This window comes from Acetobacter aceti, from assembly GCF_002005445.1.
GTDB classification, from domain to species: domain Bacteria; phylum Pseudomonadota; class Alphaproteobacteria; order Acetobacterales; family Acetobacteraceae; genus Acetobacter; species Acetobacter aceti_B.
The window spans coordinates 737478-764041 of sequence record NZ_CP014692.1 but is presented as its reverse complement, the minus strand read 5'-3'; the positions used below and the strand labels follow the sequence as shown (position 1 = coordinate 764041).

The following is a 26564-nucleotide window of genomic DNA, read 5'->3' as shown; positions in this document are numbered from 1 at the left end:
GGAAATAATCAGTGAGCAAAGCTGTTGATATCAGAGGCGAGAGATTTGGAACGCGCACTGTAATCGGCTTCGCTCCGTCAAAAAATGGCCGCGCGCGGTTTTTTGTCCGATGCGATTGTGGGGCTGTGGGAGAAATCTTTGGTCATTTTCTTAGAAATGGGAAGGGAATGTGCTGCCGGTCATGCTCTCGATCCAGAGCAACAAGTAGATGCATTACGGATATCGAGGCTGCATATGTCGGCACCCGCATCGGAATGCGGGTAGTCACTGGTATTCATATAGACGAGCAGAGAAGATATCGAGGCCGAGGGATTTTGGCAGAGACCATATGTCAGTGCGGGTACAAGGCTTTGGTTAGTATGTCTAGCCTAAAACAGGGTCGCGTTGACAGTTGTATTTCCTGCGCGAAAAAACAGGGGGACAATGGGAATCAATACAATGTCCATAAATAAAAGTAATCATGGTGGGAACCTCGTTATATGCGTGACTGGCATGGGAGGTTGCCGATCAGAATTCGGTGTCCTGATGGTGGGACAAGTGCCGGACCTGCATATCAGTCCGGACGCAACGCAGTCATTCCCACTATATGTTTACAGTATGGAAAATAAAGATGAGCGATAACTGCAATGCGTCTGAGATAGGCGGACATGAATACCGGAATTATATTCGGCACGACGCTATAACTGATGATGGTCTGAACCACTTCAGAGAAGCTTATCCCGGAGAAGATATTACCAAGAAAGACTTGTTTTACTACGTCTACGGAATTCTCCATTCAGAAGACTACAGGACACGCTACGCGAATAATCTCCGGAAAGAATTACCGCGGATTCCCCGTGTGGCGTCGGCAGAGGATTTCTGGCATTTTTCGCGTGCTGGGAAAGAATTGGGAAACATGCATGTCGATTTTGACAAGTGCGATATGTATCCATCTGAACTTCGGTTCAAATACCCGGAAATGGCCGCAAGTAATCCTGAGAAATTCTACCGAGTTGAGAAAATGAAATTTGCAGGAAAGCGCCAAGAACCGGACAAAACAATGATTATTTATAATGAATACATTACTATTTCAGGAATCCCGCTAGAAGCTTATAATTATATTCTCAATGGGAAGACTGCCATTGGATGGGTGATGGATGGTCAGCGCGTGAAAACTGATAAGGCCAGTGGCATACGAAATGACCCAAATGACTGGGCTGTTGAGACAATTGGCAATCCCAGATATCCACTTGATCTGCTGTTGCGAGTGATAAATATCAGTCTGGAGACTACGAGAATCGTAAATAGTTTACCTCCATTGCGGTTATTCTATGCTGATGCAACAAGCAGGAGTGTACCATGACCCGCCACGCGAAACACATTGCCGCGTGCCGCATAGCCGCCGCGCTCGGACAGTCGGCACCAACGCCGCGACGTCAAGCACGATGGGAATGGAATCAAAGAAAGGAGAGCGCCGATGAGTGAGACGATCACGCCGCGATACATGACCGTGGCGGCAGCAGCATCAATTGCTGGCTTGCACATAGACACAATCTATAAAGCCATCCGGGAGGGGAAGCTCGAAGCATATCGAAGGCCAAGAGCCACACGCGTCACCCCGGATGCTCTTCGAAATTACATGGAACTTTTTTTATGCCCCGCAAAAGACCTGACAGACCATTTTTGGAATTCTACCGGGGGTCTTGGTCCATCGTCTGGTGGGAAGAGGGTGAGCGCAAACGAAGCTCGACAGGCACTTCGAGTGAGGAAAGCGCTAAGCGTGCGTTAACGGATTTTGAGGCAGCATTATCGTCCCGTCCAAACGGTCAGTATCTCACGGAAGCGCTGGATGTTTACGTGAAGTCGAGGGAAGGCAAAGTTGTTGCTCTATCCCGATTGCAGGAGGCATCTATCCGCCTGAAGGAGGGAATGGGGCATCTGCGCATCAATCAGATACAGCAGCAGCAATGGGATGACTACGCCGGCAACCGCTTTCGAAAGCCTAATGCCAGAAGCCGGAAAGCAACCAATTCAGGCACCGAGAAAATTCCCATTTCTGCCGGGACGCTAAAGCGGGAGTTCAATGTATTGCGGGCCGCACTCCGCCACGCATGGAAGAACCAGCGTCTGGATAAGCCCCCTGTATTGGAAGGCCCCGGTGCGAGCGCGACCCGAGACCGCTTTATAACTAAAGCCGAAGCTCGAAGACTCCTCGATGCCTGCGAGACACCGCATATAAGGACGTTTCTCTGCCTCGCGATGTTTACCGGCGCGCGCAAAGGGTCGATACTTTCACTCACATGGGATCGAGTGATGTTTGATCTCGGAAGGATTGATTTCCAAGAGCCGGGCCGAAAGTTGACTGCGAAGCGCCGTGCGGTTGTCCCCATGACCACAGACCTCAGAGATGAGCTTGAAGCTGCATATCAACTGCGCACATGCGATTATGTTGTGGAATGGGCCGGGCGCAAAGTGACTCATGGGATACGGTGGCCGGTAAAGAAGCTGGCTCAGAAAGCGAAGCTAGGGTGGACGCCAACTCCTCACCACTTCAAGCATTCTGTTGCATCGTGGATGGCAATGGCGAAGGTGCCGATTGATCAGGCAGCGGATTGGCTGGCCACCGACCCCCAGACCTTGCGTCGCGTCTATCGCAAATTCGATCCGGACTATCTGCGGGAGGTAGGTTCTGCCTTGAAATTGTAGATGTTCAATTGAACATTTATCCAGAGAGCCATAGCGGCCGACTGCCGTTTATCAGTCATGTATAGCCGTGCATAACATTGTATAACCAACTATAAACAAACAAAAGTCCAAGCCCTTTCACGGCGGCAACACGGGTTCGAATCCCGTACGGGACGCCAGTCGCTCTAAGTGACTGATATTATTGCCATAAAATCTTGGGTTCCCACTGTGTGTCACATCTCTGTGTTACATGCGGGACGCCAAATTTGCCTACTCCCTACATGCTTCGAAGACACCATACCTGGTATCTCAGGCTTCGCGTTCCCGCAGACCTGAGGCATATTGCCGGTCAGTATGTCGTTCGCTCTCTGAAAACGGGAGACAGGTCTCTGGCTCAGGCAAGAGCCATCGGGCTTGCATCCTCGTTCAATGGACTCTGGATGGATTTCAGGAAGAAACTCGCGGAGCAGTTAAAAGCCTATTTCGACGGAGAGAGGCCGAAGGGCGAGATGGTCAGCTTCATCCGTGAGCATAAGGCAGAGATTGAAGCCCTGCCCGAGGATGCGAAAACAGCATTTTCTTCATGGATGGATATGGTCATTACGCGCACTGTTTCCGAACGCGACGACCTGAAGGAAGGGCGCGACCAGACCTATGCTCTGACCGATATGTGGAAAACCGCTAGGCATCAGGGAGTCGTGGAAGGCATGGAACGCGCCATGTCCATGCTGGGCAATAATCTCCCCCGTGACGTTCCTCCCGCACCTGAGAAAGTCGCCGGACATCCTGAATGCTCCGAACCATGGCCGAACCTTGTTGCCCGGTTTCATGAAGATAACCCCGGCCAGAGCGAAAAAACCATGGAGAGCTATGGAATCACCTTCAGACAGTTCGCGGACCTGATTGGTGACAAACCTCTCAACACCATCACGAAGCAGGACGTGAAATCCTATGCGGACTGGCTGAAGGACAAGCCCTCGAAACGTGGGGGAACCCTTGGACGGGATACGATTATCCGCCATCTCGGAGAGGTGAAGTTTTTCCTCAAATGGTGCGTCCAGTCAGGACTGATTGAGGACAAGGGCTTTGCCGATGTTCAGGCCCGCGCCCGCACTCAGGAAGAGAAGAAAACCCGTCAGGAGGACAGAAGACGGGCTTTCACGGAAACGGAACTGACGCAGATTTTCAACAGCCCGCTTTTCACGGGTTATAAGAGTGGCGCGAGGCGAAGCGTTGCCGGCTCATGCCTGACACGAATCACGGATTTCTGGTTTATCTCCGTTCTCGCCATGTCGGGAGCCAGAATCGGAGAACTGACCGAAGCTCCTGCCGAACTGTATGACCTTGAAGGAATCCTCTGCCTCGACCTGCGACAGGCTGGAATGAAAACACAGAACAGCCCACGGCTTGTTCCTGTCCTGCCCCAGCTAAAGAGCCTTGGCTTTCTGAATTATGTGGACAGACAGAAAAGCCGGGGACGGATGCTGATGGAACCACCTCAGGGAGCCATCACAGCGGAAGGCTGGTCAAAGCGGATTAACCGCTACCTCCAGGATATCGGGCTGACGGATAATAACCTTGTCGCGTATTCCTTCCGTCACAGCTTTCGTCAGATGCTTCGCGTCTCTGAGTTGAACATGGAAATCATCAACAAGATTTTTGGCCATGAGACTGGCTCTGTTGGCGCTGGCTATGGGGCAAACCTGTCCAGGGCCGAGGCTCAGCAATTTATCGACAGGGTGAAGTTTCCCGTGTTTCTTGGCGGACTGGTTGATACCAGAGGCGGTTTTTTATGAGTTTGACAAAGGAGCCAACTCGTTAAACGGAATCCTCTTCCTGTTTAACGGACTGGCCTCTTCTGACTAATGTCATACATTTCCTGACCAGTGTGGTTGCCTGTTTTCTCATGCTGTCAGGAGCGTCTATTCCCATGCCCTGAAGCCGTTCCAGTAAACCGAGAACGGCAGAAGCATCATCCAGTCTGACCAGTGGCTTCATGCCTTCAGACAGGGCGACAGCCTTGCTCTGGTTCCTGTCCCGTTTGATTTTCTCGCGGATAGCCATGGTCAGCCATTCCCCGACCCTTGTCCCTTCTTTCTGGCATTGCGTGAGGACGGCCTGACGGACATCAGCAGGAACACCACGAACGCCCCATATCTTTTCATTTTCTTCCATTCAGTTCTCCCTTGTTAAACGGGCCACGTAAAACAAGTTTAACGAGATAAATGGCAAGAAATAAAAGAAAACAGACAAGACGTTAAACAGCATCAGAAAAATTGTTTGACGATAATTATCCAATATATTTTATCGTATAGATAATATACTTGCAATTATTCCACATTTTGATGTTTAATAATAAAAAAGGCCAGATGCGGAAAACATCTGACCTAACAAACTTCTGGAAGTGCGAACCATCAGTTTTTTAACTTAACTTACACGCTGTAATTTTGATTATGCATTATATGAAAGAATTAGTCAAGAAAATAAAGTAAAAAAGTTTAAAAAATCCTGATGGTTTCTCCAGATTAAACTGGGAGAAATGATAATGGGATTAGTATTAGAAAAAGAAAGCATACAATCAAGCCAAGATTTACAGCATGAAACACTTCCAAAATGGTGGAAGCGTGACTGCTCCATGCTCGTGAATTCATTCATGGTGATTCAGGAAATCTTTCCAGAGTTATCCCGTATGGCTCAGTATTTTCTTCCGAAAATGCCGAGAAAGATTCGAGCTTCCCAGAACCTTCGGTCTATCAGCATCAGCCGTCACACTGATTTTTATAATTTTTCCAAGGGCATTTTGTTGCCTTGGGTTTCCTTTGATTCGAAGGATGCCCGCAACGTCCTACTTTATGATATTGACCATAAAGAAGCTTGGAACCTTATAAAGAAACTTCCAGCCTGTATTCGTCCCCATATTGTCATGGACCCGCACAAAGGCACGGCTCTGGGGATTATATCACTCAGGACACCCGTTCTTCTGAATGGCCATACGAAGCCGGTGGAACTTGCTGAAGCGTGTCACCAGATGATGGCAAAGTATCTGAACGCTACCCCTCTTCCACATGGTTCAGTCGTCAAGAATCCATTCGGCATGATGGATAATGTAATTGGGTATCTGCCACGCATCGGTGAGCCTCACACGCCTGCAATATGGTTTCAGCATGACCAGAGGAAATGCTGGCACACGATACCAGGTGCGCAGGATGTGGAGTTGAAGGACATTCTGAATCATCTGAAAGCCGATTATGGAGAAGTCTGTTCCAAAGGAACCCGCAGACAGTTTGTAAAGCGTGGAGATCCATCGACTTTAGGACGGAATTGCGCGGTTTTCGACCTCGTTCGATGGTATGCCTATGACCATTATGAAACTGATTATGCCGCTCTTCTGGATGAAGCCGAGACCGTCAATCAGACCTTCTCTGACCCTCTTCCTCATAAGGAGCTTGCCAGTATAGCCAAAAGCATCAGCAGGTTCATGCAGAACCGCTACAATGGCAAGAAAGATAGCGGGAGGCATATCAATCGAGGCATCATGAAACTGGAAGCCTCTCAGCTTGATATAAAAAAGAAGCAGAAACTCTCCGCCCATCGCACTAACGATATTAAGAGAGAAAAGACCGAAGCACTTATCTTTCAGGCTCTTGAGTCATGGAACCCCGAGTTGAAGCTAAATCAAAAAAATCTATCAAAAATATCCGGCATTCAACTCAGAACCATCCAGAAAAAATGGAACGAACCAGAAGTTAAAGCTACGCGCTCAGGGCATAACTAATGACTGAGACCCTGCAAAAAAGGAGTCGCATTACGGTGTCTATCAGGGTCTTACCAAGGAACGCGCTGGTAGGATGATTCTTATTAGGGAGTATACGCACACGTGAGGAGTGGAATAAGAAACCTGTTTAAGAGGGGGTTACGTCGGAACCTGGATGCGAATGACCATCGGAAAGAGCAGTCGAGGCTCCGCTATATGACGCGAAAAGAAAACAAAAGAATCTCTCCACATGGAAAGACTCTTCACGGTGAGCAACATTGTCTGTCTTTCCTGTAGTTTGTATAATCTGAGTGGTAAATCGTCGCTCGACGGGCTTTTAAAGCGTTTAATAAAATGAAACAGAAAACTCCATTTCATAACGAAAAAAGGAACGAAGAGTATTTTTGTCTATATAAAAAGTTATTTCGGCCATATTCTTCCTTCGAGTAATACCAAAGTCTATCGTCATAGATAACGATAGGTCTTTCATAATTTTTAAATCAGATTCAAACTTCTCTATAAAACCATTCACTTCCAAAAACATATCGGAAAATGTTTTGCAATTTTTGCTGACATCAAAATAGATTTCTCCGAAATCTGGTGTTTTACGGAGAGAACGTATAATACGATATGGTTTTAAACTGATTCTACACAAAGCCGTTTCAATTACCCCAAGAGGCATCATACAGCGAAGAATGCACCACATCATTTGTGGTTTGTATATACAAGTTATTAATAATACATTATTTTTAACTTGTCACTCGGTGGGGACGGATAACTATGGTTTGTGTAACCGACCCTCATGAATTTTATTTTTTTGGTTCTTTTTTCGTTTAATATTAGGATTTTGTCAGACGTTCATTTTTCTTCTTAATCGTGAATGTTCTGTATCGTTCTACCGCGTCGATACCCTGTCAACACGAAATAAGCCACGCTGAGTAATTTTCTTTCTCTTTTCCGTAGTTTGTATCATCTGACAGATAAATCATCGCTCTACGGGCTTTTAAAGCGCATTTCAATCACGAAGAAACACGAAAGAAAATATTAACGGTCAATAGACAATGTAACTACTGAAATAGATATTGAGGTAGGTCCATGCAAGCTATCAGCCCATATACCATTCTTCCATCCATGAAGGCTTCTCAGAATAAGTCTCAGGAATTTAAGGCTGATTTCAGCAACATGTCTCCTGACGAAATGGAAAGCGCTCGGAAAGAACTCTATGACGAAGGAAAAATATCCCTCCACCAGTCTATGGAGATAGCAGCGATGGACGGCTTTGCATTGTCTGGTGTGAATGGAGGCAAGATGGTTAGCGGTTCCTCAAACATGTATACGATGATTAACGAGATGATTGATGATGAGGAAAAATCTGGCGTTAATGTGAAACAGAACGTCGAATCTCTTCAGAATCTGGAAAAAGTTCTCCAGAAAAATGACAGCAAGCAAAATAGTTCATCGTCCAGCGGGTTTGGAACAATATTAGCATAAATATGTTTCATTGTTATCTTCAGGAGAATGTTTTCTCAAAGATAACAATAAGCGTTTAACAATTTTTATGGTGTATTCACCCGTTTCTGAGCCCGTCTGAGTGCTCGGAGAGCCTTATCCAGCAAGGGTATCATATAGGTCAGTTCTTCTGCCTCCCACGTTCCCCGCTGGACGCCCGCAATCAGGTCTCTGCTTAACGGTTCCACGAGCATAAGTTGTTCGTGGATGTGGCTTATTTCCTTTCCCTCTCTGGTAGCCTTCAGCCATGCCTCAAGGTCTCCACGTTCCACTACATCCAGTCTGGACAGTATCTCTTCAGGCACGGTCTCAGCCCAGATGTCTATCTTTCCCAGACCTTCGGATTGAGTCTGTTCATGGTGAGATCTCTCACAATATCGAACAGCATATTGAAGCCCAGAAAGTCAGGGCAGAAGCCGAAAAACAGGCTCAGAAGTGGCAAGACGCAATCGCATTGCAAGAAGATATGTCTAAATGGGTTCGCACGCCTGATTTTGATTTTGTTCCCGAGGATGTTGTTTCTGACGAAATCTTATCCCCTCGCATGAGATAGCAGGCAACATTTCCCGCATGAATTCATGTGCCCAATCTTACTCAATGCGTTCCGCCTTTCGTGTAAAGCCTTTGGCATAAAATGCTCATGCTTCACATTTTATATATCTGTTACCGTGTCCAATTTCTCTATATGATTACAAACATAAAGGGACAGTTTTACGTCCCTTTATCGTCGCAGAGCCGGTAAAAAGGGTGTTTCATAGAAATACCCTTTGCGACTGAATAGAGTAATCACTTTCGCATTAATGGTATATTAAGTAATTTCACGAAACTGTTATTGAATAATTACAAATAAATGTCTATAAAAGACTTGACTTATAGACAGCATATGTTAATGTTGTTTCGTAGTGGGTTTTTTATCTGTAAACCCTGTCTATCAATCACCATGCAAAAAAGGATGAAAAGCATGAACTAAAAAGGAGTATTTTTATGGAGAAGAATTATAATCTATTTATGGATGGCGTTAGGTTTCAGGTTCATGAAGTTATCTCACCTGACAAAGAAATAGATAGAAATTATGAGGCTCTTTGTGAGAGTTTCAAAAAGTCTCTTTTGTCAGATAAAATAACAAAAGATATAAGAGAGCGTTATGTTAATGCTATCAAGGATTTTCCAAAATATAAACATTGCTTAGAAGCGGAAAATACCATTCACGATAAAGCCAGACGCTTTATGTCTCTTGTTTTCTCTGCGCCCATTCAGGATGTTCTCAATCCTATGCTTGATAGCTTTGAGGCAGAAAATCTTTCACAGAAAACGCAGGCGATGTTTACGGTTGCCTTTTTTGAGGTTGTTCTCCGTGATATTGAAGTAATTCAGGGTGATGGCGAAACATATTCGTCATTTTATAACCACGACCTCGATTGCGGATGTGCATCTTTCCTTCGCCTTTATTATCCTGACTTTTTCTCCATTGGTGATTATTTTGCTCGCTATGTCTTATGGCAGCATATTTCTCCGCTAATGGTCTTCCGTCAAATCGATAAGGAAAGTTTGTAATTTAAAGGAGTATTTTTATGTTTAATAATTTTGATACTGAAACACTTGAGTCGATTTCTGCGCTTATTGACTTATCCTGGCATGATAGCAACGCAGGAATGTTCACCAGAGATTTCCTTGAGTCTTTAAGGCTTTGGGATGAGTCGTTGGTTTGTCTTTCAAGAATTACGAAGCTTGATGACAGCAACAGAAAGCACGCTGGCATTGTGTTTTCAGCTTATGCGACTGGTCGTTGGAATGCTGACAGATACGAAAAACTTATCTCCTCTCTGACAAAGCGGGAGGATAACTGATGGCTGTTTACGGATATGCTCGCGTTTCGACCATAAAACAGGATTTGAATCAGCAGATTGACGCTCTGAAAAACGCAGAAATTTCTGAAGACCGTATTTTTCAGGATGTGATGAGCGGGTCAACCGACGACAGGCCGGGATTAAATGAGTTGCTTGGTCTTCTGAAAGAAGGGGACACGCTGGCAGTCTGGAAGATTGACCGTCTCTGTCGGTCCTTCATTCATATGTGTGAAATGATTGAGCAATTCCGTGAACGCGGAATCATCGTGAAAAGCCTTTCTGATGGCCTGACCTATGACCCGAACAATCTGGTGGGACGTATGCTGTTCCAGCAGATGGCCACCTTTGCAGAGTTCGAGCGAGCGATGATTCACGAGCGTATCCATCTTGGAATCGCATACGCCAAGAAGCACGGAACCCGTTCAGGCAAGGCGATTGGAAGACCGACAGCGAGTAGTCCACGCATTCGTCTCTGTCTCGATTTAATCGCTCAAGGAAAGAGCTACCGGCAAGCATCTCGCGCCACTGGCGTTCCAATCTCCACTATCGGGAAATATGCCAAGCAGGCAAAGGAGCAGGGAGAGTTATCGGTTCAGACCAATATTTTCGAGGCTATTGGTTCAGCATCAGCGTGAAGTGGAATCATAAAAGCCTTTCCGTTTTTCGGTCTGTGTGTTACATGTAGAGTATACATTGTGGATAACACAAGATGTTGTGGTAATTTTCCTTTTGCCTACAATATATTGTAGGTAATTCGGGGATATCTCCCGTACGGGATGCCAGTATTTCCAATGACTTAGAGTTTTAGTCACGGAATGATTGACTGCTTTTGGGTCCGGCGTCAAAAAAGACGATAGGCACATGGTCCCAATGGGTCCATGAAAAGGCTATGCTGGGCCCAGGCGAGGCTCACCATGAAAGATCGAATCACTTCTGCTAAAATTGATCCGGCGACAGGGCGTCCGCTCCCTGCCTGAGTTGAATATCGCGGCAAGGGCCAGTATCGGGCCCGTAAGCGCATCGCAGGCGGAGAGCGGATCCATCAGACCTTCTCCTCGGCCAAACTGGCCCGACTCTGGCTGGATACCACCTCCGCCAAACTGGAGCTTGGGCAGTTTCAGGACACGCGTCCGCTGGAACGCCAGACCATCCGTGAACTGGTCGACCGCTAGGTGCGTAAGGAAATGCAGACCCGGGAGAATGATCACAAGGGCCACATCCCCGCCATTCTTCAAGACGAGATCGCACAACTGCCACTGGTCGATCTAACCCCGACGGCAGTCCGTGGCTTCCGGGACCGACTGGCTGAGAAATACAGTGCTGCGACGGTTGTCAAACGGCTCAACCTGTTGGCCGCGATCTGTCAGCATGCAATCGCGGAGTGGGATCTGCCCTTTTCAAAAAACCCCGCTACGGCAACGGCGGTCAAGCGCCCGGTAGATGCGGACAAGAAGCGCAACCTCAAGGGCATGCTGGCCTGTGACAGCAAACTGTCTGCCATCCGCTACAAACGGTATGCTCTCTTATCACTGAGCAGATAGGCAGTTTAGGGGGAGGAAGCAGGAGGTCCGGTGTTCGGAATAAAAATTCGACAAGCAGCCATGCGTATGGTCAACATTCATGACAGCTATGTGCAGCCGCTTTGGAAATTGGAAAGACGTTCGACGTCGTGAGCCCATGGGAAAAGGAACGAAACGCAATGGAAGGTCCTGGGATAAGATATTTCCATAGGGAAACTCTCAGTAACGAAGCTGCAGATTTTCAGAAGCAGCTTTACGAGAATCGCGTGAAGGGGCTGTTTGTCGCAGTCATGGCGAACAGCGTCGATCCGAAATTGCTGAAGCAGCTCGCCGGAATGGATAATATTACGACTGCGGCTCCCATTCCGCAGTCTCTGAGCGATCTCTGCAATATCACGACCGACCTGGCGAAGAACCGCACCGTCTGGACCTTGACGCCCAGGAACGCACCCTCGGGCAAGGTAATTTTCTACATTCATGGCGGAGGTTACGTCATGAACATAACCTCCAGACACTGGGTGTTTCTCGAAGATTTGTGTCGCCATACTCATGCGACGATTGTCATACCCGACTATCCGCTCGCCCCAGCCTCCACATGGGAGGATGTTTATGCCTGTGTAGAAACGGCGTATGGCCATCTTGTCGAGACCATAGCCTCCGATCGGGTGGTCGTCATGGGTGACTCCGCGGGGGGAGGGTTGTGTCTGGGCTTGGTCCAGAAACTCCGTAACGACGGACGCCCACTACCGGAGCAGGTTATCGTTCTGTCTCCCTGGCTCGATGTTACGGTGTCTAATCCGGCGATGGACGCAATCGACGATCGTGATCATCTGCTCGGCACGCGTGGGCTCGTGCAGGCGGGGCAAGCCTATGCGGGGACGAACGATTTGCGTGATTTTCGGATAAGCCCGATTTACGGCAGCTTTTCCGATTTCCCGCCACTGTCGATTTTTCAGGGAACGCACGACATCTTTCTTGCAGATAGCCAGAAACTGGTCGCCAGATTTGAACAGGAAAGTCGCTCGATTAATTATTTCGAATTTCAGGCACAGTGCCATGTGTGGGCCATTTTCCCATTACCTGAGGCGCAGATCGCGAGCAACCTGATGGCGACCCTCATCAATGGCCAGCCCATGATTCTGCCAGAAGATAAAGGCTGAGATCTTCCCGTCGTCGTCGGACAGAGGGGGAATCCTGGCCACCCGTCCAGGTCGAGGCTGAGCGCAGGCTCATCTGCCCGGCCCGCAGGCCAGCGCAAGATGGAACAACGTCGCACCGTCCCTGATTGCCGGTCGTCGTTGCAACGCTCCAAGAGCACGTGGGCTCCTGTCCAGATCAGGCTCTGCCGTCAAGCACGCCAGAATGTCCAGAGACCATCTGCATCCGAACGATGCCGGATACCGGGCGATGGCGAACGGCATCGACTTGCGGAGCCTCATGCCAGGCAGTTCGGAGAAGCATTCAGGGTCCGCAGTAGGTGTTGTCCGCTTTGCGGGCACGTAGAATAAGCTGGCGACATCCCACATGAGGCGAAAGCAGTGCGTCCGCCTAACGCGCGACAAGCAGACAAGCTGGTTCCGCCCTCATGTCGGACGTCCAGTAGATCACGGCAGCCTCCTTAAATCGGACGTTTCGGGCTTGCTCCCTTATTAGAGATGCTGAATGGCGATCCGGTCAGAGCAGACCGTGCAGGCCCATTTCCAGACCGAGTAGCAGAAGGAAGATCAGGAAAAGCCGCCGGAACAGTTGGGGGCTGATCCGTGTACGGATCACCTGTCCGACCGCCATGCCGAGCAGTGCGGGAATGACGGCCAGTGTCGAGATCAGGAGATTTCCGACCGGGGCTGCGCCATGCCAGAACAATCCGGTCGCGAGGGCGATCGTCGACACAGTAAAGGACAGGCCCAGCGCCTGCACAAGATCGTCCCGTTCCAGGTTGAGCGACTGGATGTATGGCACGGCGGGAATAACGAATACGCCCGTCGCACCCGTCACCAATCCGGTCATAAGGCCGATTACCGGCGACAGCCACGGCTCCCATCGCGGCAAGACATGAAGCTGTCTGGCGAGCAGCGTGTATGCCGCGTAGATGACGAGGGCGACTCCAAGGCCGACAGTCGTGAGTTCGGTTCCTCCGCCCGTCAGCAGCATCGAGCCGAAAACAGTGCCGACGATGATCGTCAGCATCATCGGCCAAAGGCGGCGGATCAGCATTCCGAACCGACGCCCCGCTAGCAGTTGCCAGACGTTGGTTACGAACGAGGGCACCAATAGAAGCGCCGCGGCAATGAGCGGAGAGAGAAGCGATCCCAGCACGCCCATAGCCACTGTAGGGAGGCCCATCCCGGTTACGCCCTTCACGACGCCCGCAGCAAAGAACGTGGCGACGACAGCGGCGATCAGAAAAGGAGAATGATCGAACATACCTTAGACTTAACGATCACAGCCGCGTCCACAATACGGAAACGTGTCATTTCAGGGGGCCGAAGATCTCTCCGCCACGTCCTGTTCCAGGCAGGACTGGCAGCTGCCTTCCATAATCCAGTTCTGAAAGCTGTTGCCAAGCGCATGAAAGAGCGGGGTAAACCACATAAATTGGTGATCGTCGCTATCGCACGGCGTCTCGTCACAATCGCCAACGCTGTCCTCAAAACCGGAGTGCCATGGCGCATTAGCTCCGCCGCTTAAACACAGTTGCTAGCCTCTGCTTGCTCGAAAAAGTCGCCGCCATACCTTCGACCGCCTGACGCTTCCATTGAGCGATCATCGTCTGATGCACGCCATGCTTCGACGAAAGCTCTGACAGCGTCAACTCACCCCGGATCGCCTCCAGAGCGACCCGCGACTTGAACTCGACCGAATACCGTTTCCGCGTAACCTTGCCTATAAACCCGTTATCTCTCAGGTCAGGTTATAGCTCACGCCCTGCCCCAAAATCGGGGACTACCTCTCTGTAAATTTTCCAGACTATAGTATACTTATAACATTATATTTTTCTAGAATACATTAAATATTACTACATTAATTGAATATGCACTCTAAGACCAAGCAATGCGGCATTCCGTAAATTCGCCTGAGCATTGGGATGAATATAGTATTCAAAAACAGGCGTGAAAATAACTCCCGACATAACATGAACTGCGTAATTCAGTTCCAACACCATTGCTGACCGCTGGATACCGGTCGCATGGTTGGGAGCCACGGCTCCTCGTTCCAAAAGAGCTGATTCCGAGGCACTCACACCCTGCGCAATTTTTGTATAGGTAAATGCAACTCCCATTGTATCATAGGGACGAGAGCGAAAATAACCGCGATTAAGCAATGCCGCATAAACAAGATAATTTCTTAAAGATGTATGTGGATCATTATAAATCGCGCCAGCCAGAGCCGTAAGGCCCGTATCTTTAGTATGATACTGCAGCAGGCGCTGGTCGAGCATCACCCATGTAGACCAGGATGCTCCGTGTTGTTTCTGTGCGCGTCCACTGACAGCATAGGGAGCGCCGTTTATATCAAAATAGTTGTCCCGCTGCGGCGTGCTGAACAATTGAGCACCAATTTTATAGTGTCCCGGCAGCGCACCATCCATAAACATAGGTTCCCATGCCGTTTCAACAGGCACGGCGTAGCCAATAATATTGGCCCCATTAAACTTAAAGCCTGTTCTATGCTGATAGACCTGATAAATGCCATCTTCAATCGGGTAGAGACCTGTCTGGACATAAATTGACCGTGCCGGACGCCCCCTTACACGAAAGCCCCACGTCGCTGCAGGATACCCCGCTGCAAAGTTGGTATCGGTAATCCCCTTAGGCCGTCCACAGAAACTACCATTCTGAAAATTACAGAATAACGGACTGGCTGCAAAATCAGATATTTCAGACATACGTCCCGCCGCAATGACCAGTCTGCCTCCAAACAGCGTCTCTTCTCCATAAACATACACAAGATGGACTGCCACATTGCCTCCTCCTCCGTAAACTTCAGACGCATGATTCAGCCAGTCACCAAACATACGATTAGCGGTTGTTCCGTAGCGGCCAATCATAACCATATGCGTGGCAAACCCACGCACACCAGCAAGTTTTTCCCAATCTACATCGAGTTGCATCGCATACTGGCCAGCGTTACTTGCTCCCTGACGGTAATTTCTGAATCCTGGCGTAGAACCCCGCGTTGGCGGCGTGATAGCACCCGCAAACTCGTTGGTACTATCGAGGAGAAAATTAATACCCCACTTTCGCAACCATTTGGAAAGAGACGTTGTAACGATAGCCTCCGGCTGAGAAAATGGTGGTACACTTGTTTTGTGTGACGCATGACGTGGCAAAGGCTTCGAAACAAGCAGGCTTGGGGCCGACCCGATATCCCTGTCCATAACCTGAGCAATTGCGGGAGAGACCCACACCAGCATGCACAACAACGACAGACACGAGATGTACAAGCAAAAGCTCATGCGTATAGAGCGCGCTGATGAAGCATTCCTGTCATACCACATAACAGTGTCGCCCTTCAGTGAACAAAAATTGATGCAATAAGGCAGAAAATAAGACCGAATATCGCTATCAATGTTTCAAGAACAGACCATGTCTTCATGGTTTGAGGGACGGTCAAACCCAGGTATTCTTTTATCTGCCAAAATGCAGCATCATTCATGGGGCCAAAAGCAACAGATCCAGCACCTGTAACCAGAACCATCAGTTCTGGTGAAACACCGGAACTATGCTCCAGAATAGGAGCGACAATACCAGACGCTGTCGCCATGGAAACAGTTGCCGAGCCACAGGCTATTCGCACAATAACAGCAAGAACCCATGCCAAAACCAAAAGCGGCATGTGTACACCCAGCGCAGCATCCGTAATAGCCTTAGAGACACCACTGTCAACCAATACACGGCCAAAGCCACCCCCCGCCCCAATGAGCAGCATAATCAAGGCGGTTGGCGCGAGGCATTCATTAGTGAAACGTAAAATTGTTTCCATGGAGAAACCGCGCGCAACCCCCAGCACATAAAATGACATGAGTGTTGCGAGCATGAGCGCGATATCTGTATTTCCAAGGAAATGGAGCGTTCCCGGGTCATGGGGCCATCCGGCATCATCGGCGCGGTCATGCCGGAGAGGCACAGTCCGCCGATGAAGGCCATGGTTTTCCAGTGCCCATGGGGCACCGGCATCCGGCAGCGCGGGCCGCGTCATGACCGTCCCCGTAGACGGGCCATCTCTGTTGGGACGGCGGTTTCGTCGACGAAGACCAGACGGGCCGGATCGAGGTGTGGCTGAGCTTGTCATTTCGCTTCGGGAAGAGACCACGCGATTAGGTAATCACCTAGCTTCGTCGGAAACGAACCATGACCGCCGACATAGGAGACGATATACTGCTTGCCGTTCACCGCATACGTCATAGGCGTGGACTGCCCACCAGCAGGCAGCGATTGCTGCCACAGCACCCGCCCCGTCGTCACGTCGTAGGCGCGGATGTAGTAGTCCATCGAGCCCGTGAGGAAGGCCACGTTGCCTGCGGTGACCAGTGGCCCGCCAAGCGCCGGCACGCCAATCTTCACCGGCGGAAGGGTGATCGGCAGCGAGCTTCCGTACAGGCTGTTCTGTATGGTGCCGTTGCGGTGCTTCCAGATCACCTTGTTGGTGGTCAGGTCGATGCCGACCATATAGCCCCAGGGCGGATTACGGCAGGGCAGATTTAGGCCGACTCTGGCCAGCACCGGGTTAACGAACGGGTTGATTTCCACAGCGTAGGGAACGCCGTAATTATGCTGGAGGCCACTTTCTCCTCCAGTTCCGCCCGCGTTGTTTTGAGACGGCCAGAGCGGGTTGTTCGGCCCACGCGGTATCAGGCGCGAAACGAACGGTAGCGAGAGGGTGTCGGCGACCGCGATCTGGCGCTGTGGATCGACGGCGAGACCGCCCCACTCGAAGATCCCGAGATTGCCGGGGAAGACCAGTGTGCCCTGCGTCGAGGGAGGCGTGAAGGTGCCCTCGTAGCGCAACTGGTGGAAAGCAATCCGGCAGACCAGCTGGTCTAACATTGTGCCGCCCCACATGTCAGCACCTGTCAGTAGCGCCTTGGGGCGAAGCGAGAGATCGGAGAAAGGCTGTGTCGGCGAGACGTGATCGCCGGGCGCGGCTCCCTGCGGGACCGGAAGTTCTTCAGCGGGGACGATCAGCTTTCCTGTGCGGCGGTCGAGGACGAAGACATTGCCCGTCTTGCCAGGCGCATAGATCGCCGGGATGACGGTCCCGTCCTTCTGCTTGATATCGACCAGGCTCGGCTGTGAGGGAACGTCCATGTCCCAGAGATCGTGATGGACGGTCTGGTAGAACCAGGCGAGTTTGCCGGTATCGGCGTTGAGCGCGAGGATGCCGGAGGCGTAGCGTTCGGAATTCTGGTCACGGTTACCACCCCATTCGTCGGGGGTCTGCACGCCGGTCGGGATGTAGATCAGGTTGAGCGCGGCGTCGTAGGACGAGGTGATCCACGAGTTCGGCGAGTTCGGCACGAACTTGTGGTCCGGACCCGGCATCTGGTTTGGATCGGGATTGCCTGTGTCGAAGACCCAAACGAGCTTGCCGGTATAGAGGTCGTACGCACGGGTAACACCCGAAGGTTCATGCACCGAGCCGTTGTCGGTCACGGCGCCCGATTGGATGACGAGCCTGTCGGTGACGACGGGTGGGGACGTGCCCTCCCATCCGCCGACCTGCGTGAAGGGCATCCCCCCATCGCGCAGATTGAGTTCGCCGTTGTTGCCGAAACTGGAGCAGCGCGAGCCGTCGTCGGCATTGATCGCGAACAGGCGGCCGTCATTCGTCGGCAGGAAAATACGGCGCGCACATTCGGTCGGCGCGACTTGCCCGTCGATCGTCAATGCGCTTGCGGGCGTAGCATGATAGGTCACGCCACGACAGGTCAGGTGCTGGAAACCAGGATTGACGGAGAGATGGGGATCGAACACCCATTTCGTCTTGCCGGTCGTCGCGTCGACCGCGAACAGCTTCTGATGGGTGGAGCACAGATAGAGGGTTCCGTTCGCCATGACGGGCGTGCCCTCGTTCGTCGTCTCGCCGGGATCGTTCGCCGTCTTGAGATCTCCGGTCCGCAGGATCCAGGCGACTTTCAGACTGCCCACGTTCGAAGCGTCAATCTGCTTCAGTGGAGAGAAGCGGTTTCCATACTGTGTGCGCCCCCAATCGTGCCATTCGGAATCGGGCATCGCGGCGGCGTCGCCCGGGGCGGCGTTGGCAACCCGTGTCGGCAACTTGCCGTCAAGGGAATAGGGGTCCTGGGTGAACGAAAACGCGATCACGAGAATCGCCAGCACGAGGCTGGCGCCCAGCGGGGCGATCGTGGCGCGTCTGGCCCCCAGCGGACGCCTGATGAACGGCAGGAGCAGCCATATGCCTATGATGACGATCACGTCGCTGCGCGGGACGAGAGACCAGAAATCGAAGCCGGCTTCGGTGATGGCCCAGATCAGACTGCCGAGCGTGATCGCCGCATAGACCCAGAGAGCTTCCGCCTTGCCGCGATAGAGGAGAAAAGCGGTCGCCAGCATCGCGACGCCGCAAACGAGATAATAGGGCGTGTCGCCGTACGTCGACAGCCATGCTCCACCAATGGTGAGAGCGACGCCGATCAACGCGACGAGGAGCGCCGTCAGCACGACCGGCATCGGTGGACGAGGGAGCGTGTTCATGTCGTCTCCAAGACTGTCGGATTGGAAGAATGGTCGCGGCGCCGACGCGCGGTTATGCCAGGGCCGGCATGGCTTCGATCGATCGTCTCACTGATTCGAAAACCGGTAGATCGTCGTGTAATCGAATGTCTGGCCCGGACGGAGTACAGTCGTCGGAAACGACGGATGGTTCGGGCTGTCGGGAAAATGCTCAGCCTCGAAAGCGATGGCATCGGTCTGGCGATAGGCCTTGCCGGAGAGACCTGCGTAGCCGCCGTCCAGCGAGTTCGACGTATAGACCTGCAGGCCCGGCTGGCTCGTCAGGACGTCCATCGACCGCCCGGAGCGAGGGTCGTACAGGTGGGCCGCCAGCCGGGGGGCCTCGTCCGCCGGACCATCGATCACCCAGTTATGGTCGTATCCGCGCGCATACATCATCTGGGTAAAAGAATCGCGCAGGCGGTCACCGATCACGCGAGGTTTGGTGAAGTCGAGCGGCGTGCCGGCGACGGGCGCGATCTCGCCCGTCGGAATCGATGTCGGATCGGTGGGCGTATAGCGATTGGCGTCGATCTGTAATATTTCGGGAGCAATCGATCCTGAACCTTCGCCATTGAGGTTCCAGTAGCTATGGTTCGTCAGGTTGAGGACCGTCGGGGCATCGGTCGTCGCCGTGTAATGGAGCGTCAGGGCGTTGGTATCGTCGAGGCTGTAAGTGACCTTTGTCGTCAGCTTTCCAGGAAACCCCTGATCCCCATCAGGCGAGACGAGCGCCAGTGTGACGGACGCCGTTCTGCTGTCCGCGCGACGCCCGGCGAGCGTCCAGAGTTTCTTGTCGAAGCCCAGTTTGCCTCCATGCAGCGCATTGGGCGGCGCCGTCACGGCGATATGGTAGCTCTTGCCATCGAGCGTGAAATCGCCGCCCGCGAGACGGTTGGCGTAACGGCCGATCATGGCCCCGAAGAACAGCCCCCCTTTTGCGGAATCGACCGTATATCCCTCAAGCTTACCGAAGCCGAGCACGATGTCGCCGGGATGCCCTTCGCGGTCCGGGGTCACGACCGACTGGATGATGCCGCCATAGGTGATGACCCGCACCGTCACATCCTTGTCGTTCTTCAAGGTCACGATCTGGACCTGACGCCCGTCGGCCAGTTGCCCCCAGGGCGCCACGGACACCGTCGGCGCTGCGGTCGCGACGCCGTATGCGAACGGGAAAATGGCCCCCATCACGGCGAGGCGCGTGATGTGACGACGAGATAAAAGATGGACCGACATCGGGATGGATCCTTGCGGTTTGAATACAACAGAATGGATAGCGAGGCTCAGAACGTCGTCCCCATTTCCATGTCGAGCAGCAGGGCGTTGCGGTAGCGGTTCGTGCCACCCGGATGCCAGATATATTGGACGCCCGGACGCAGGGTGAGCCAGGGTGCCGGGCGATAGCCGTAGTTGATCTCACCGGCATGCTCGCCACTGGGCTTGAGAATGTTGGTGTACCCTTGCTGCTGAAGAGCGGCGGCGTAAATCCCGAGCTTGGGATTTACGAAATTGAATTTTCCGCCAATGCTGATCGTGTCGTTCGGGCGGTTCCAGAACGTGCCCTTCCGGACAATGCCCCAGGTGATGAAATAGGGCGCGATCGCCGTTCTGGGATCGCCCCAGGTGAAGGACAGGAACGCGATCGTCGAGCGGTGCGGATCGGCGCGGTCACGCTGCAGCATCTGGTCGCCCTCGAACCATCCGCCGAACCGACCCCGGACTTTCTCGATCGGCAGGTTGCCCACATCCACTCCTGGGATCTGAAATCCCTTGAACTGGCCGTAGACGTTATTGACTTCTGAGGTATCCCAATATCCGCCGACCTTGACGTTCGTCGGCAGCGCGCCGTGCGTGTCAGTACCGCCGAAATGCCAGCCGATCTGGAACGGCAGAAAGACGCCCGTGGATCCGTGCAGCCACATCTTCCAGGCATAGCCCGTATTCGAGATCGTCGGGTCGACGTTGTAGATGCCGGCGGAGACCAGCATGCGCTGATCTCCAAAAGGAAAGACCTTGATATATGCGCCGGGATGAGCAGTCGGGTAATAACCATAACCGGAATTGCTGGCGATCCCCTGTGGCATGCCGCAGATCGCATTGGTCTGGAACTGGCAATACAGATTCATGCCCCAATGGGTCGTAGACTGGGCGAAGTCGTTTTCCGTATTGATCCACCCGATCTCGGTATCGACATATCGCCCGAACTGCCTTTCGAACGAAAGTCGCGTGAAACGGATCGTCTCTCCAGATCCGAAGATCTCCTGCGGACTGTTCAGAGCCGGCAGTTGCTGGCCGATACCCTGCCCGGCGCGTTCGGTCAGGAGGATATGGAAGATTCCGATATTATGACCCGTGAGTTGTGCGAAATTTACATCGGCCCCAAGAGCTGCTTCATGCGCGTACCGCACGGTGCGTCCGCGGCCACCGATCGGGTTTCCGGCACTGTCCTCGAGATAATGGCCGAAAATGTTGATACCTTCGTTCTGGAGCCGCACGCGCTCACCGCCCCAGTTACCGGTCATGGTCGTTTGCGCCAGCCAGTCCTCGAACGACGCCGGAATGAAAGGCTCGTCGGGGACAGGCGTCACAGCATGGCGGGTCGTCCCCAGAGAGGAAGGCGCTCGGTTATAGGGACTGCCGAAAAGAGTGGGCGGATCGTCCACGGAGATGGCAGGCTGGGACGATGGCGGGCTGGGTGTCGCGCCCTCTCTCATGCTCCCATGAGGTCCGCTGTCATCGTGCCGGGTGGATGATGGTTTTGAGACCTGTGCGTGAGCCGACGCACTGACTGCTCCGCAATATCCGATCAACACCGCCGCGCTTATTTTCTTCGTATTACGCCACAGCCTGAATGTACGGCTCGTCATTCATAACCCTATTAAGATGCATTATGAACATCATGGTAACGCTAACATTGCGCCATGCAAAGATGGTCGGCGGACCAGACACGAATAAGTGATTTTGGAATGAAATCGATAAAATCCATTTTGTAGAAAAGAGTGTTTTAAAATGCGAAAAAAAGCCGCGCTCACCGGATATCGGTGGCGCGGCCCGCATGAAACGAAACTCCTTCGCTCAGCCGGTTATTGCTGCCGCCTGTTCGGCGGCACGGGTAATGGCGTCCCAGTCCTGCGCCTCGATCACGCTCCGCTTCACCATCCATGAGCCGCCGACGCAGATGACGTTGGGCAGTTTCAGGTAGCGCGGCGCGATGTCCGGCGTAATGCCGCCGGTGGGGCAGAAGGTCAGTTGCGGCAAAGGGGAAGCGATGGAAGCCAGGAACGGCGCCCCGCCCGCCGCCTCGGCAGGAAAGAACTTCGCGAAGCGATAGTCGCGCTCAATCAACGCCATCGCTTCGGAAGCCGTGGCGATGCCCGGCAACGGGGCGAGGCCGGCGTCCTCCGCCGCGTCCAGCAGCCTGGGCGTGGCGCCGGGCGAGACAGCAAATCTGGCTCCCGCCTCGGCGGCCTGCCTGTATTGCGCGGGCGTCAGCACGGTGCCAACGCCGGGCACGGCCCCTTCCACTTCCGCCGCCACTGCGCGGATCGCGTCCAGCCCCGCTGCGGTGCGCAACGTGATCTCGATGGCCTTCAGCCCGCCCTTCACCAAGGCGCGGGCCAGCGGCACGGCCTCCGCTACGCTCTCCACGATCACCACAGGGACCACCGGGGCGAGACGCAGGATGTGCTCCAAACCGTCCTGAATATGACCCTGACTCATACTAACTCCTCCCCCGGTTCATGCCGGTTCTTCATGAAATGCAAAGATGCTGGCGCCGTGATCGGCGCGGCCGACCAGATGACGGAACGGGGAGAAGAGTTCACGCCCCGTTCCGTAATGACCAGAGGTGAGATCCGCGACAGCATCGGTTCGGGCGTCCCATTCAGCTTGCGGCACCAGAACGTCGAGGCTGCCCTTGACGGCATCGACGCGGACGATATCACCGTCTCTCAGTTTCGCCAGCGGACCACCCTCCAGCGCCTCGGGCGTCACATGGATAGCGGAGAGCACCTTGCCCGACGCGCCAGAGAGGCGACCGTCCGTGACCAGTGCTACCCTGAATCCCATGTCCTGCAAGACCCCCAGTGGCGGCATCAGCTTATGCAGTTCCGGCATGCCATTGGCTTTCGGTCCCTGGAAACGGACCACCAGCACCATGTCGCCATGCAGCTCCCCTGCTTTGAAGGCCGTCTGCACGGCCTCCTGGGACGCGAACACGCGGCATGGAGCTTCGATGACGTGACGCACCGGTGCGACGGCGGAGGTTTTCACCACGCCGTGACCGAGATTACCTTTAAGCAGCGCCAGACCGCCGGTCGGCTGGAACGGCCTGGAAGCCGGGCGCAACACCGTCTCTTCGCCGCTCGCCGTCGGCGCATCACGCCAGGCGAGCGCACCGTCCTCGAGAAAGGGCTCCTTCACATAGGCGTCCAGCCCCCGGCCCATCACAGTCTCCACGTCCGCATGCAACAGCCCGGCATCGCGTAGTTCACGGATGAGGAAGGGCGTGCCGCCAGCAGCCTGAAAATGGTTCACGTCCGCTTGTCCGTTAGGATAGATCCGACAGAGCAGTGGGGTGATGGCGGCGAGATCCGCCAGATCCTGCCATGTCAGGATGATTCCAGCCGCCGCCGCCATAGGCAGCAGATGGATGCTGTGGTTGGTCGAGCCTCCGGTGGCATGCAGCGCCACGATGGCATTGACGAAACTGCGCTCGTCGATCATCCGCCCGACGGGCAGATACTCATCGCCAAGCGCCGTCAGGGAAAGGACGCGCCGTGTGGCAAAACGGGTGAGCGCCTCGCGCAGGGGCGTGTCGGGCTGGACGAAGGCCGCGCCTGGCACGTGCAGGCCCATGACTTCCACCAGCATCTGGTTGGTGTTGGCAGTGCCGTAGAACGTGCAGGTGCCTGGGGCGTGATAGGCTTCGCCTTCGGCTTTCAGCAGGTCGGCGCGGCTGGCCTTGCCCTCGGCGTAGAGTTGGCGGATGCGCGCTTTCTCGGGGTTCGACAGGCCGGACGGCATGGGGCCGGCGGGGATCAGCACCGAAGGCAGGTGACCGAAGGTGAGCATTCCAATGACCAGACCCGGTACGATCTTGTCGCAGATGCCGAGGAAGCAGGCGGCGTCGAACGTATTGTGGGAGAGAGCGACGCCGGTGGCCAATGCAATCACGTCACGGGAAAACAGGGACAGTTCCATTCCTGCCCCGCCCTGAGTGACCCCGTCGCACATCGCCGGCACGCCGCCCGCCACCATCGCCACTCCGCCCACCGCGCGCGCGGTCTCACGGATCAGTTCCGGATAGTTCTCGTAAGGACGATGGGCGGAGAGCATGTCGTTATAGGCCGTCACGATGGCGAGACTCGGCCCCGGCCCATCGCGCAGTCTTTCCTTGTCCGGCGTTCCGCACCCCGCGAAGCCGTGCGCCTGATTGGCGCAGCCCAGCGCCTGACGCACAGGCCCGTTGCTTGCGGCATCCGAAACACGCCGCAGATAGGCCTCCCGCCGGGGGCGGCTTCGCTCGATGATCCGGGCGGTAACCTCGTTCAGGACGGTATGTATCATCTCATGGACTCCCCTGGCCGTACCCGTCGGGCGCCAGATGCAATGTGCTGAGCACTTCGGTCACCAGCTCGCCTGTCGACGCTCCCGTGTCGATCGTGATGACGGGCTCGTCCGGGTCGGGCTCTTCGAGCGTGGCGAACTGGCTTTCCAGCAGGCTCGCGGGCATGTAGTGACCCTGTCTGGCAGCCAGACGCTCCGCGATCAGCGGCGACTTGCCGCGCAGATAGATGAAGCGCACATCGTCCGCCCCTCCGACGATGACCTCGCGGTAGCATCGGCGCAGAGCCGAGCAGGCGATGATGCCGGTCTTGCTCGCAACCCGCCAATCCCGGATCGTGCGGGCGACTTCCTGGAGCCAGGGCGCGCGATCCGTATCGTCCAGCGGGATACCCAGTCGCATTTTCTCGACATTGGCGGCAGGGTGGAGAGCATCGCCTTCAACGAATTCCCAGCCCAATCGTCCGGCCAGAAGGGCCGCGACCGTGGATTTTCCACAGCCGGAAACCCCCATGACGACGATGAAGCGCACCGCGCTCATACGGGCGACGGGATCTGTTCGATCCGCCCCAGAACGACCACATAAAAGAAGATGCCAAACAGAAGCATCACGCCAGCGACGAGGAACGCAGCCTCGAAATGATGAGTGGCGCTGACGATAAATCCAGTGACGATCGGCGCGATGACGCCCATCATATTATTGAGGAAGTTCATGATTCCTCCAATGGTGGCAGTGCCACCTTTCGGGGCGATGAGTGAGGGAATGGACCAGCCTATGGGGGCCGAGGCAGCGAGGCCGGACAGGGCGATGGAAATCCAGAAGATCGCCCAGCGGGGATCGGTGGTCTGTGTGGCGTTGAACACGAAGAGACCGAACAGCATCCCGACCACCAGCACGGTCTTGCGAACTTTGGTCTCGTCATACCCGGCCGCGATCAAGTGGTCGACCAGCAGGCCGCCGAACACGATATCCGACACTGTGGCGCAGGCCCACGGAATTGCGGCGTAACCGGCGGATTCAAGGATGCTCATGTGCATCGCCTGCACCAGATAGCCCGGCAGCCAGGTGAGGAAGAGGTAGAAAGTGTAGCCATAGGCTGCGAAGCCGAGGCTCAGACCCCACACTTTCCGCTGACGGAGCAGGTAAAGCAGCATGGAGCCCGCGCCGCTCGCGGATTCACCTTCCGGGGTGGCGCCACCGTCGAGGATATACGCGTGTTCCTCGCCCGAGAGGTTCTTATCCGCTGACGGATCTCGATAGAGACAATAATAGGCTACGAAATAAGCGAAGCTCAGCGCGGCGGTGACACCGAAGCCCCAGCGCCAACCGAAATTCACCACAACGAACGCGCCAAGGGGTACGCCGATGACATTGGCGAATTTCGCCGCTGCGTCGAAGAGCGAGGTCGCTACAGAGCGCTCCTGCCGCGGGAACCAGTAGCCGGTGGCCTTGGCGTTGGCAGGGAAGCAGGGCGCCTCGGCCGCGCCCAGCAGCAGGCGGGCCGTGAAGATGCCGCCGAACCCACCAGCGAATGCCACCGCAGCGGAGGCAATGGACCACAGGAATGCGCCCCAGCGACCGACCGATGTGACACCGAACCGATCGAGGATCATGCCGGCCGGGATCGTCAACAGCGCGTAGGACCAGAAGAAAGCGCTGAAAAGCAGCCCGATATCGGTGGCCGTGAGGTGGAACTCCGCCATGAGCTGCGGCGCTGCGACCGAGAGATTGATCCGATCGATATAATTGACAAGCACGCCCCCACCGAGCAATCCGCCGATAATCCAGCGACGCCGTGGGACCTGCGCGGAAATGCAGGCCATACTTCCCCCGATACGTTAATTATGGAGCTTCTCTTGATTGTTGATTATGAAGCTGCTGTTCGTACCTTGATTATTGATTTTGAGCTTATTGTTAACGCTAACACGTTTTGTCTGTAAAGCGGAAATTGAGGAGACACCAGATCGA

The 26564-nt window shown here is 53.8% G+C and carries 22 protein-coding genes and 3 pseudogenes; 12 read left to right on the top strand and 13 right to left on the bottom strand.

Features of this window, described 5'->3' with window-relative positions:
• Nucleotides 1-423 precede the first annotated feature (423 nt).
• From A0U92_RS18605 to A0U92_RS03435, 5 genes and pseudogenes are all read left to right on the top strand, one after another.
• A complete protein-coding gene (locus tag A0U92_RS18605; RefSeq protein ID WP_408736094.1) occupies nucleotides 424-621 on the top strand; it encodes a type ISP restriction/modification enzyme in 198 nt (65 codons plus the stop codon).
• Nucleotides 611-1342, top strand: coding sequence for a type ISP restriction/modification enzyme (locus tag A0U92_RS03450; RefSeq protein ID WP_149026368.1), 732 nt, complete (start codon nucleotides 611-613; stop codon nucleotides 1340-1342). Before A0U92_RS18605 ends, A0U92_RS03450 begins: the two co-directional genes overlap by 11 nt.
• A 114-nt stretch (nucleotides 1343-1456) precedes the next feature.
• A pseudogene (locus tag A0U92_RS18600) lies at nucleotides 1457-1612 on the top strand (helix-turn-helix domain-containing protein); the annotation flags it as partial.
• A 20-nt stretch (nucleotides 1613-1632) separates the two neighbouring features.
• Nucleotides 1633-2685 carry a site-specific integrase gene (locus A0U92_RS03440; protein WP_077812004.1) on the top strand — a complete coding sequence of 351 codons (1053 nt, stop codon included), beginning with the start codon at nucleotides 1633-1635 and terminating at the stop codon, nucleotides 2683-2685.
• 245 nt (nucleotides 2686-2930) lie between these two features.
• Nucleotides 2931-4460 (top strand): DUF6538 domain-containing protein, encoded by a 1530-nt coding sequence (locus A0U92_RS03435; RefSeq protein WP_149026367.1) that lies wholly within the window; start codon nucleotides 2931-2933, stop codon nucleotides 4458-4460.
• A 22-nt stretch (nucleotides 4461-4482) separates the two neighbouring features.
• Here A0U92_RS03435 and A0U92_RS03430 read toward each other — a convergent pair whose 3' ends face one another.
• Nucleotides 4483-4839: a hypothetical protein gene (locus A0U92_RS03430; RefSeq protein WP_077812002.1), complete on the bottom strand. Its 357-nt coding sequence runs from the start codon at nucleotides 4837-4839 to the stop codon at nucleotides 4483-4485.
• A 370-nt stretch (nucleotides 4840-5209) separates the two neighbouring features.
• Between A0U92_RS03430 and A0U92_RS03425 the strand changes: the two genes are divergently transcribed.
• The 7 genes from A0U92_RS03425 to A0U92_RS03385 all read left to right on the top strand — a co-directional run bounded on the left by A0U92_RS03425 (nucleotide 5210) and on the right by A0U92_RS03385 (nucleotide 12454).
• The gene (locus tag A0U92_RS03425) at nucleotides 5210-6439 is read left to right on the top strand and encodes a primase C-terminal domain-containing protein (protein WP_187668853.1); all 1230 of its coding nucleotides are present in this window, start codon (nucleotides 5210-5212) and stop codon (nucleotides 6437-6439) included.
• Nucleotides 6440-7513: 1074 nt separating this feature from the next.
• On the top strand, nucleotides 7514-7909 hold the full coding sequence (locus A0U92_RS03415) for a hypothetical protein (protein WP_077811999.1): 396 nt from the start codon (nucleotides 7514-7516) through the stop codon (nucleotides 7907-7909).
• Between the two features lie 1002 nt (nucleotides 7910-8911).
• The gene (locus A0U92_RS03405) at nucleotides 8912-9481 is read left to right on the top strand and encodes a hypothetical protein (RefSeq protein ID WP_077811997.1); all 570 of its coding nucleotides are present in this window, start codon (nucleotides 8912-8914) and stop codon (nucleotides 9479-9481) included.
• Nucleotides 9482-9498: 17 nt separating this feature from the next.
• A complete protein-coding gene (locus tag A0U92_RS03400; protein WP_077811996.1) occupies nucleotides 9499-9774 on the top strand; it encodes a hypothetical protein in 276 nt (91 codons plus the stop codon).
• Nucleotides 9774-10409: a recombinase family protein gene (locus A0U92_RS03395; RefSeq protein WP_077811995.1), complete on the top strand. Its 636-nt coding sequence runs from the start codon at nucleotides 9774-9776 to the stop codon at nucleotides 10407-10409. Before A0U92_RS03400 ends, A0U92_RS03395 begins: the two co-directional genes overlap by 1 nt.
• A 549-nt stretch (nucleotides 10410-10958) precedes the next feature.
• Nucleotides 10959-11315 (top strand): hypothetical protein, encoded by a 357-nt coding sequence (locus A0U92_RS18190; RefSeq protein WP_236748259.1) that lies wholly within the window; start codon nucleotides 10959-10961, stop codon nucleotides 11313-11315.
• A gap of 158 nt (nucleotides 11316-11473) precedes the next feature.
• On the top strand, nucleotides 11474-12454 hold the full coding sequence (locus A0U92_RS03385) for an alpha/beta hydrolase fold domain-containing protein (RefSeq protein ID WP_077811994.1): 981 nt from the start codon (nucleotides 11474-11476) through the stop codon (nucleotides 12452-12454).
• Nucleotides 12455-12523: 69 nt separating this feature from the next.
• Here the strand turns inward: A0U92_RS03385 and A0U92_RS17155 are convergent, their stop codons facing one another.
• The 12 genes and pseudogenes from A0U92_RS17155 to A0U92_RS03325 all read right to left on the bottom strand — a co-directional run bounded on the left by A0U92_RS17155 (nucleotide 12524) and on the right by A0U92_RS03325 (nucleotide 26419).
• A complete protein-coding gene (locus tag A0U92_RS17155; protein WP_149026366.1) occupies nucleotides 12524-12733 on the bottom strand; it encodes a hypothetical protein in 210 nt (69 codons plus the stop codon).
• A gap of 235 nt (nucleotides 12734-12968) precedes the next feature.
• Nucleotides 12969-13718, bottom strand: coding sequence for a sulfite exporter TauE/SafE family protein (locus A0U92_RS03380; RefSeq protein WP_077811993.1), 750 nt, complete (start codon nucleotides 13716-13718; stop codon nucleotides 12969-12971).
• Between the two features lie 271 nt (nucleotides 13719-13989).
• Nucleotides 13990-14181: pseudogene (locus A0U92_RS03370) on the bottom strand (transposase); the annotation flags it as partial.
• 129 nt (nucleotides 14182-14310) lie between these two features.
• Nucleotides 14311-15750 (bottom strand): carbohydrate porin, encoded by a 1440-nt coding sequence (locus tag A0U92_RS03365; RefSeq protein WP_236748337.1) that lies wholly within the window; start codon nucleotides 15748-15750, stop codon nucleotides 14311-14313.
• Between the two features lie 56 nt (nucleotides 15751-15806).
• Nucleotides 15807-16364 (bottom strand): annotated as a pseudogene (locus tag A0U92_RS03360) (GntT/GntP/DsdX family permease); the annotation flags it as partial.
• A 218-nt stretch (nucleotides 16365-16582) separates the two neighbouring features.
• Nucleotides 16583-19009, bottom strand: a complete 2427-nt coding sequence (locus A0U92_RS03355) for a glucose/quinate/shikimate family membrane-bound PQQ-dependent dehydrogenase (protein ID WP_077811991.1) — start codon at nucleotides 19007-19009, stop codon at nucleotides 16583-16585.
• 87 nt (nucleotides 19010-19096) lie between these two features.
• Nucleotides 19097-20218 carry an aldose epimerase family protein gene (locus tag A0U92_RS03350; protein WP_187668910.1) on the bottom strand — a complete coding sequence of 374 codons (1122 nt, stop codon included), beginning with the start codon at nucleotides 20216-20218 and terminating at the stop codon, nucleotides 19097-19099.
• A gap of 95 nt (nucleotides 20219-20313) precedes the next feature.
• Nucleotides 20314-21897, bottom strand: a complete 1584-nt coding sequence (locus tag A0U92_RS03345; RefSeq protein WP_077811989.1) for a carbohydrate porin — start codon at nucleotides 21895-21897, stop codon at nucleotides 20314-20316.
• Between the two features lie 208 nt (nucleotides 21898-22105).
• On the bottom strand, nucleotides 22106-22750 hold the full coding sequence (gene eda / locus A0U92_RS03340; protein WP_077811988.1) for a bifunctional 4-hydroxy-2-oxoglutarate aldolase/2-dehydro-3-deoxy-phosphogluconate aldolase: 645 nt from the start codon (nucleotides 22748-22750) through the stop codon (nucleotides 22106-22108).
• Nucleotides 22751-22768: 18 nt separating this feature from the next.
• Complete coding sequence (gene edd / locus A0U92_RS03335) at nucleotides 22769-24598, bottom strand: phosphogluconate dehydratase (protein ID WP_077811987.1); 1830 nt, start codon at nucleotides 24596-24598, stop codon at nucleotides 22769-22771.
• 1 nt (nucleotide 24599) lies between these two features.
• On the bottom strand, nucleotides 24600-25136 hold the full coding sequence (locus tag A0U92_RS03330; RefSeq protein WP_187668851.1) for a gluconokinase: 537 nt from the start codon (nucleotides 25134-25136) through the stop codon (nucleotides 24600-24602).
• On the bottom strand, nucleotides 25133-26419 hold the full coding sequence (locus tag A0U92_RS03325; RefSeq protein ID WP_077811986.1) for an MFS transporter: 1287 nt from the start codon (nucleotides 26417-26419) through the stop codon (nucleotides 25133-25135). The genes A0U92_RS03330 and A0U92_RS03325 overlap by 4 nt, the downstream gene beginning before the upstream one ends.
• Between the last annotated feature and the right edge of the window lie 145 nt (nucleotides 26420-26564).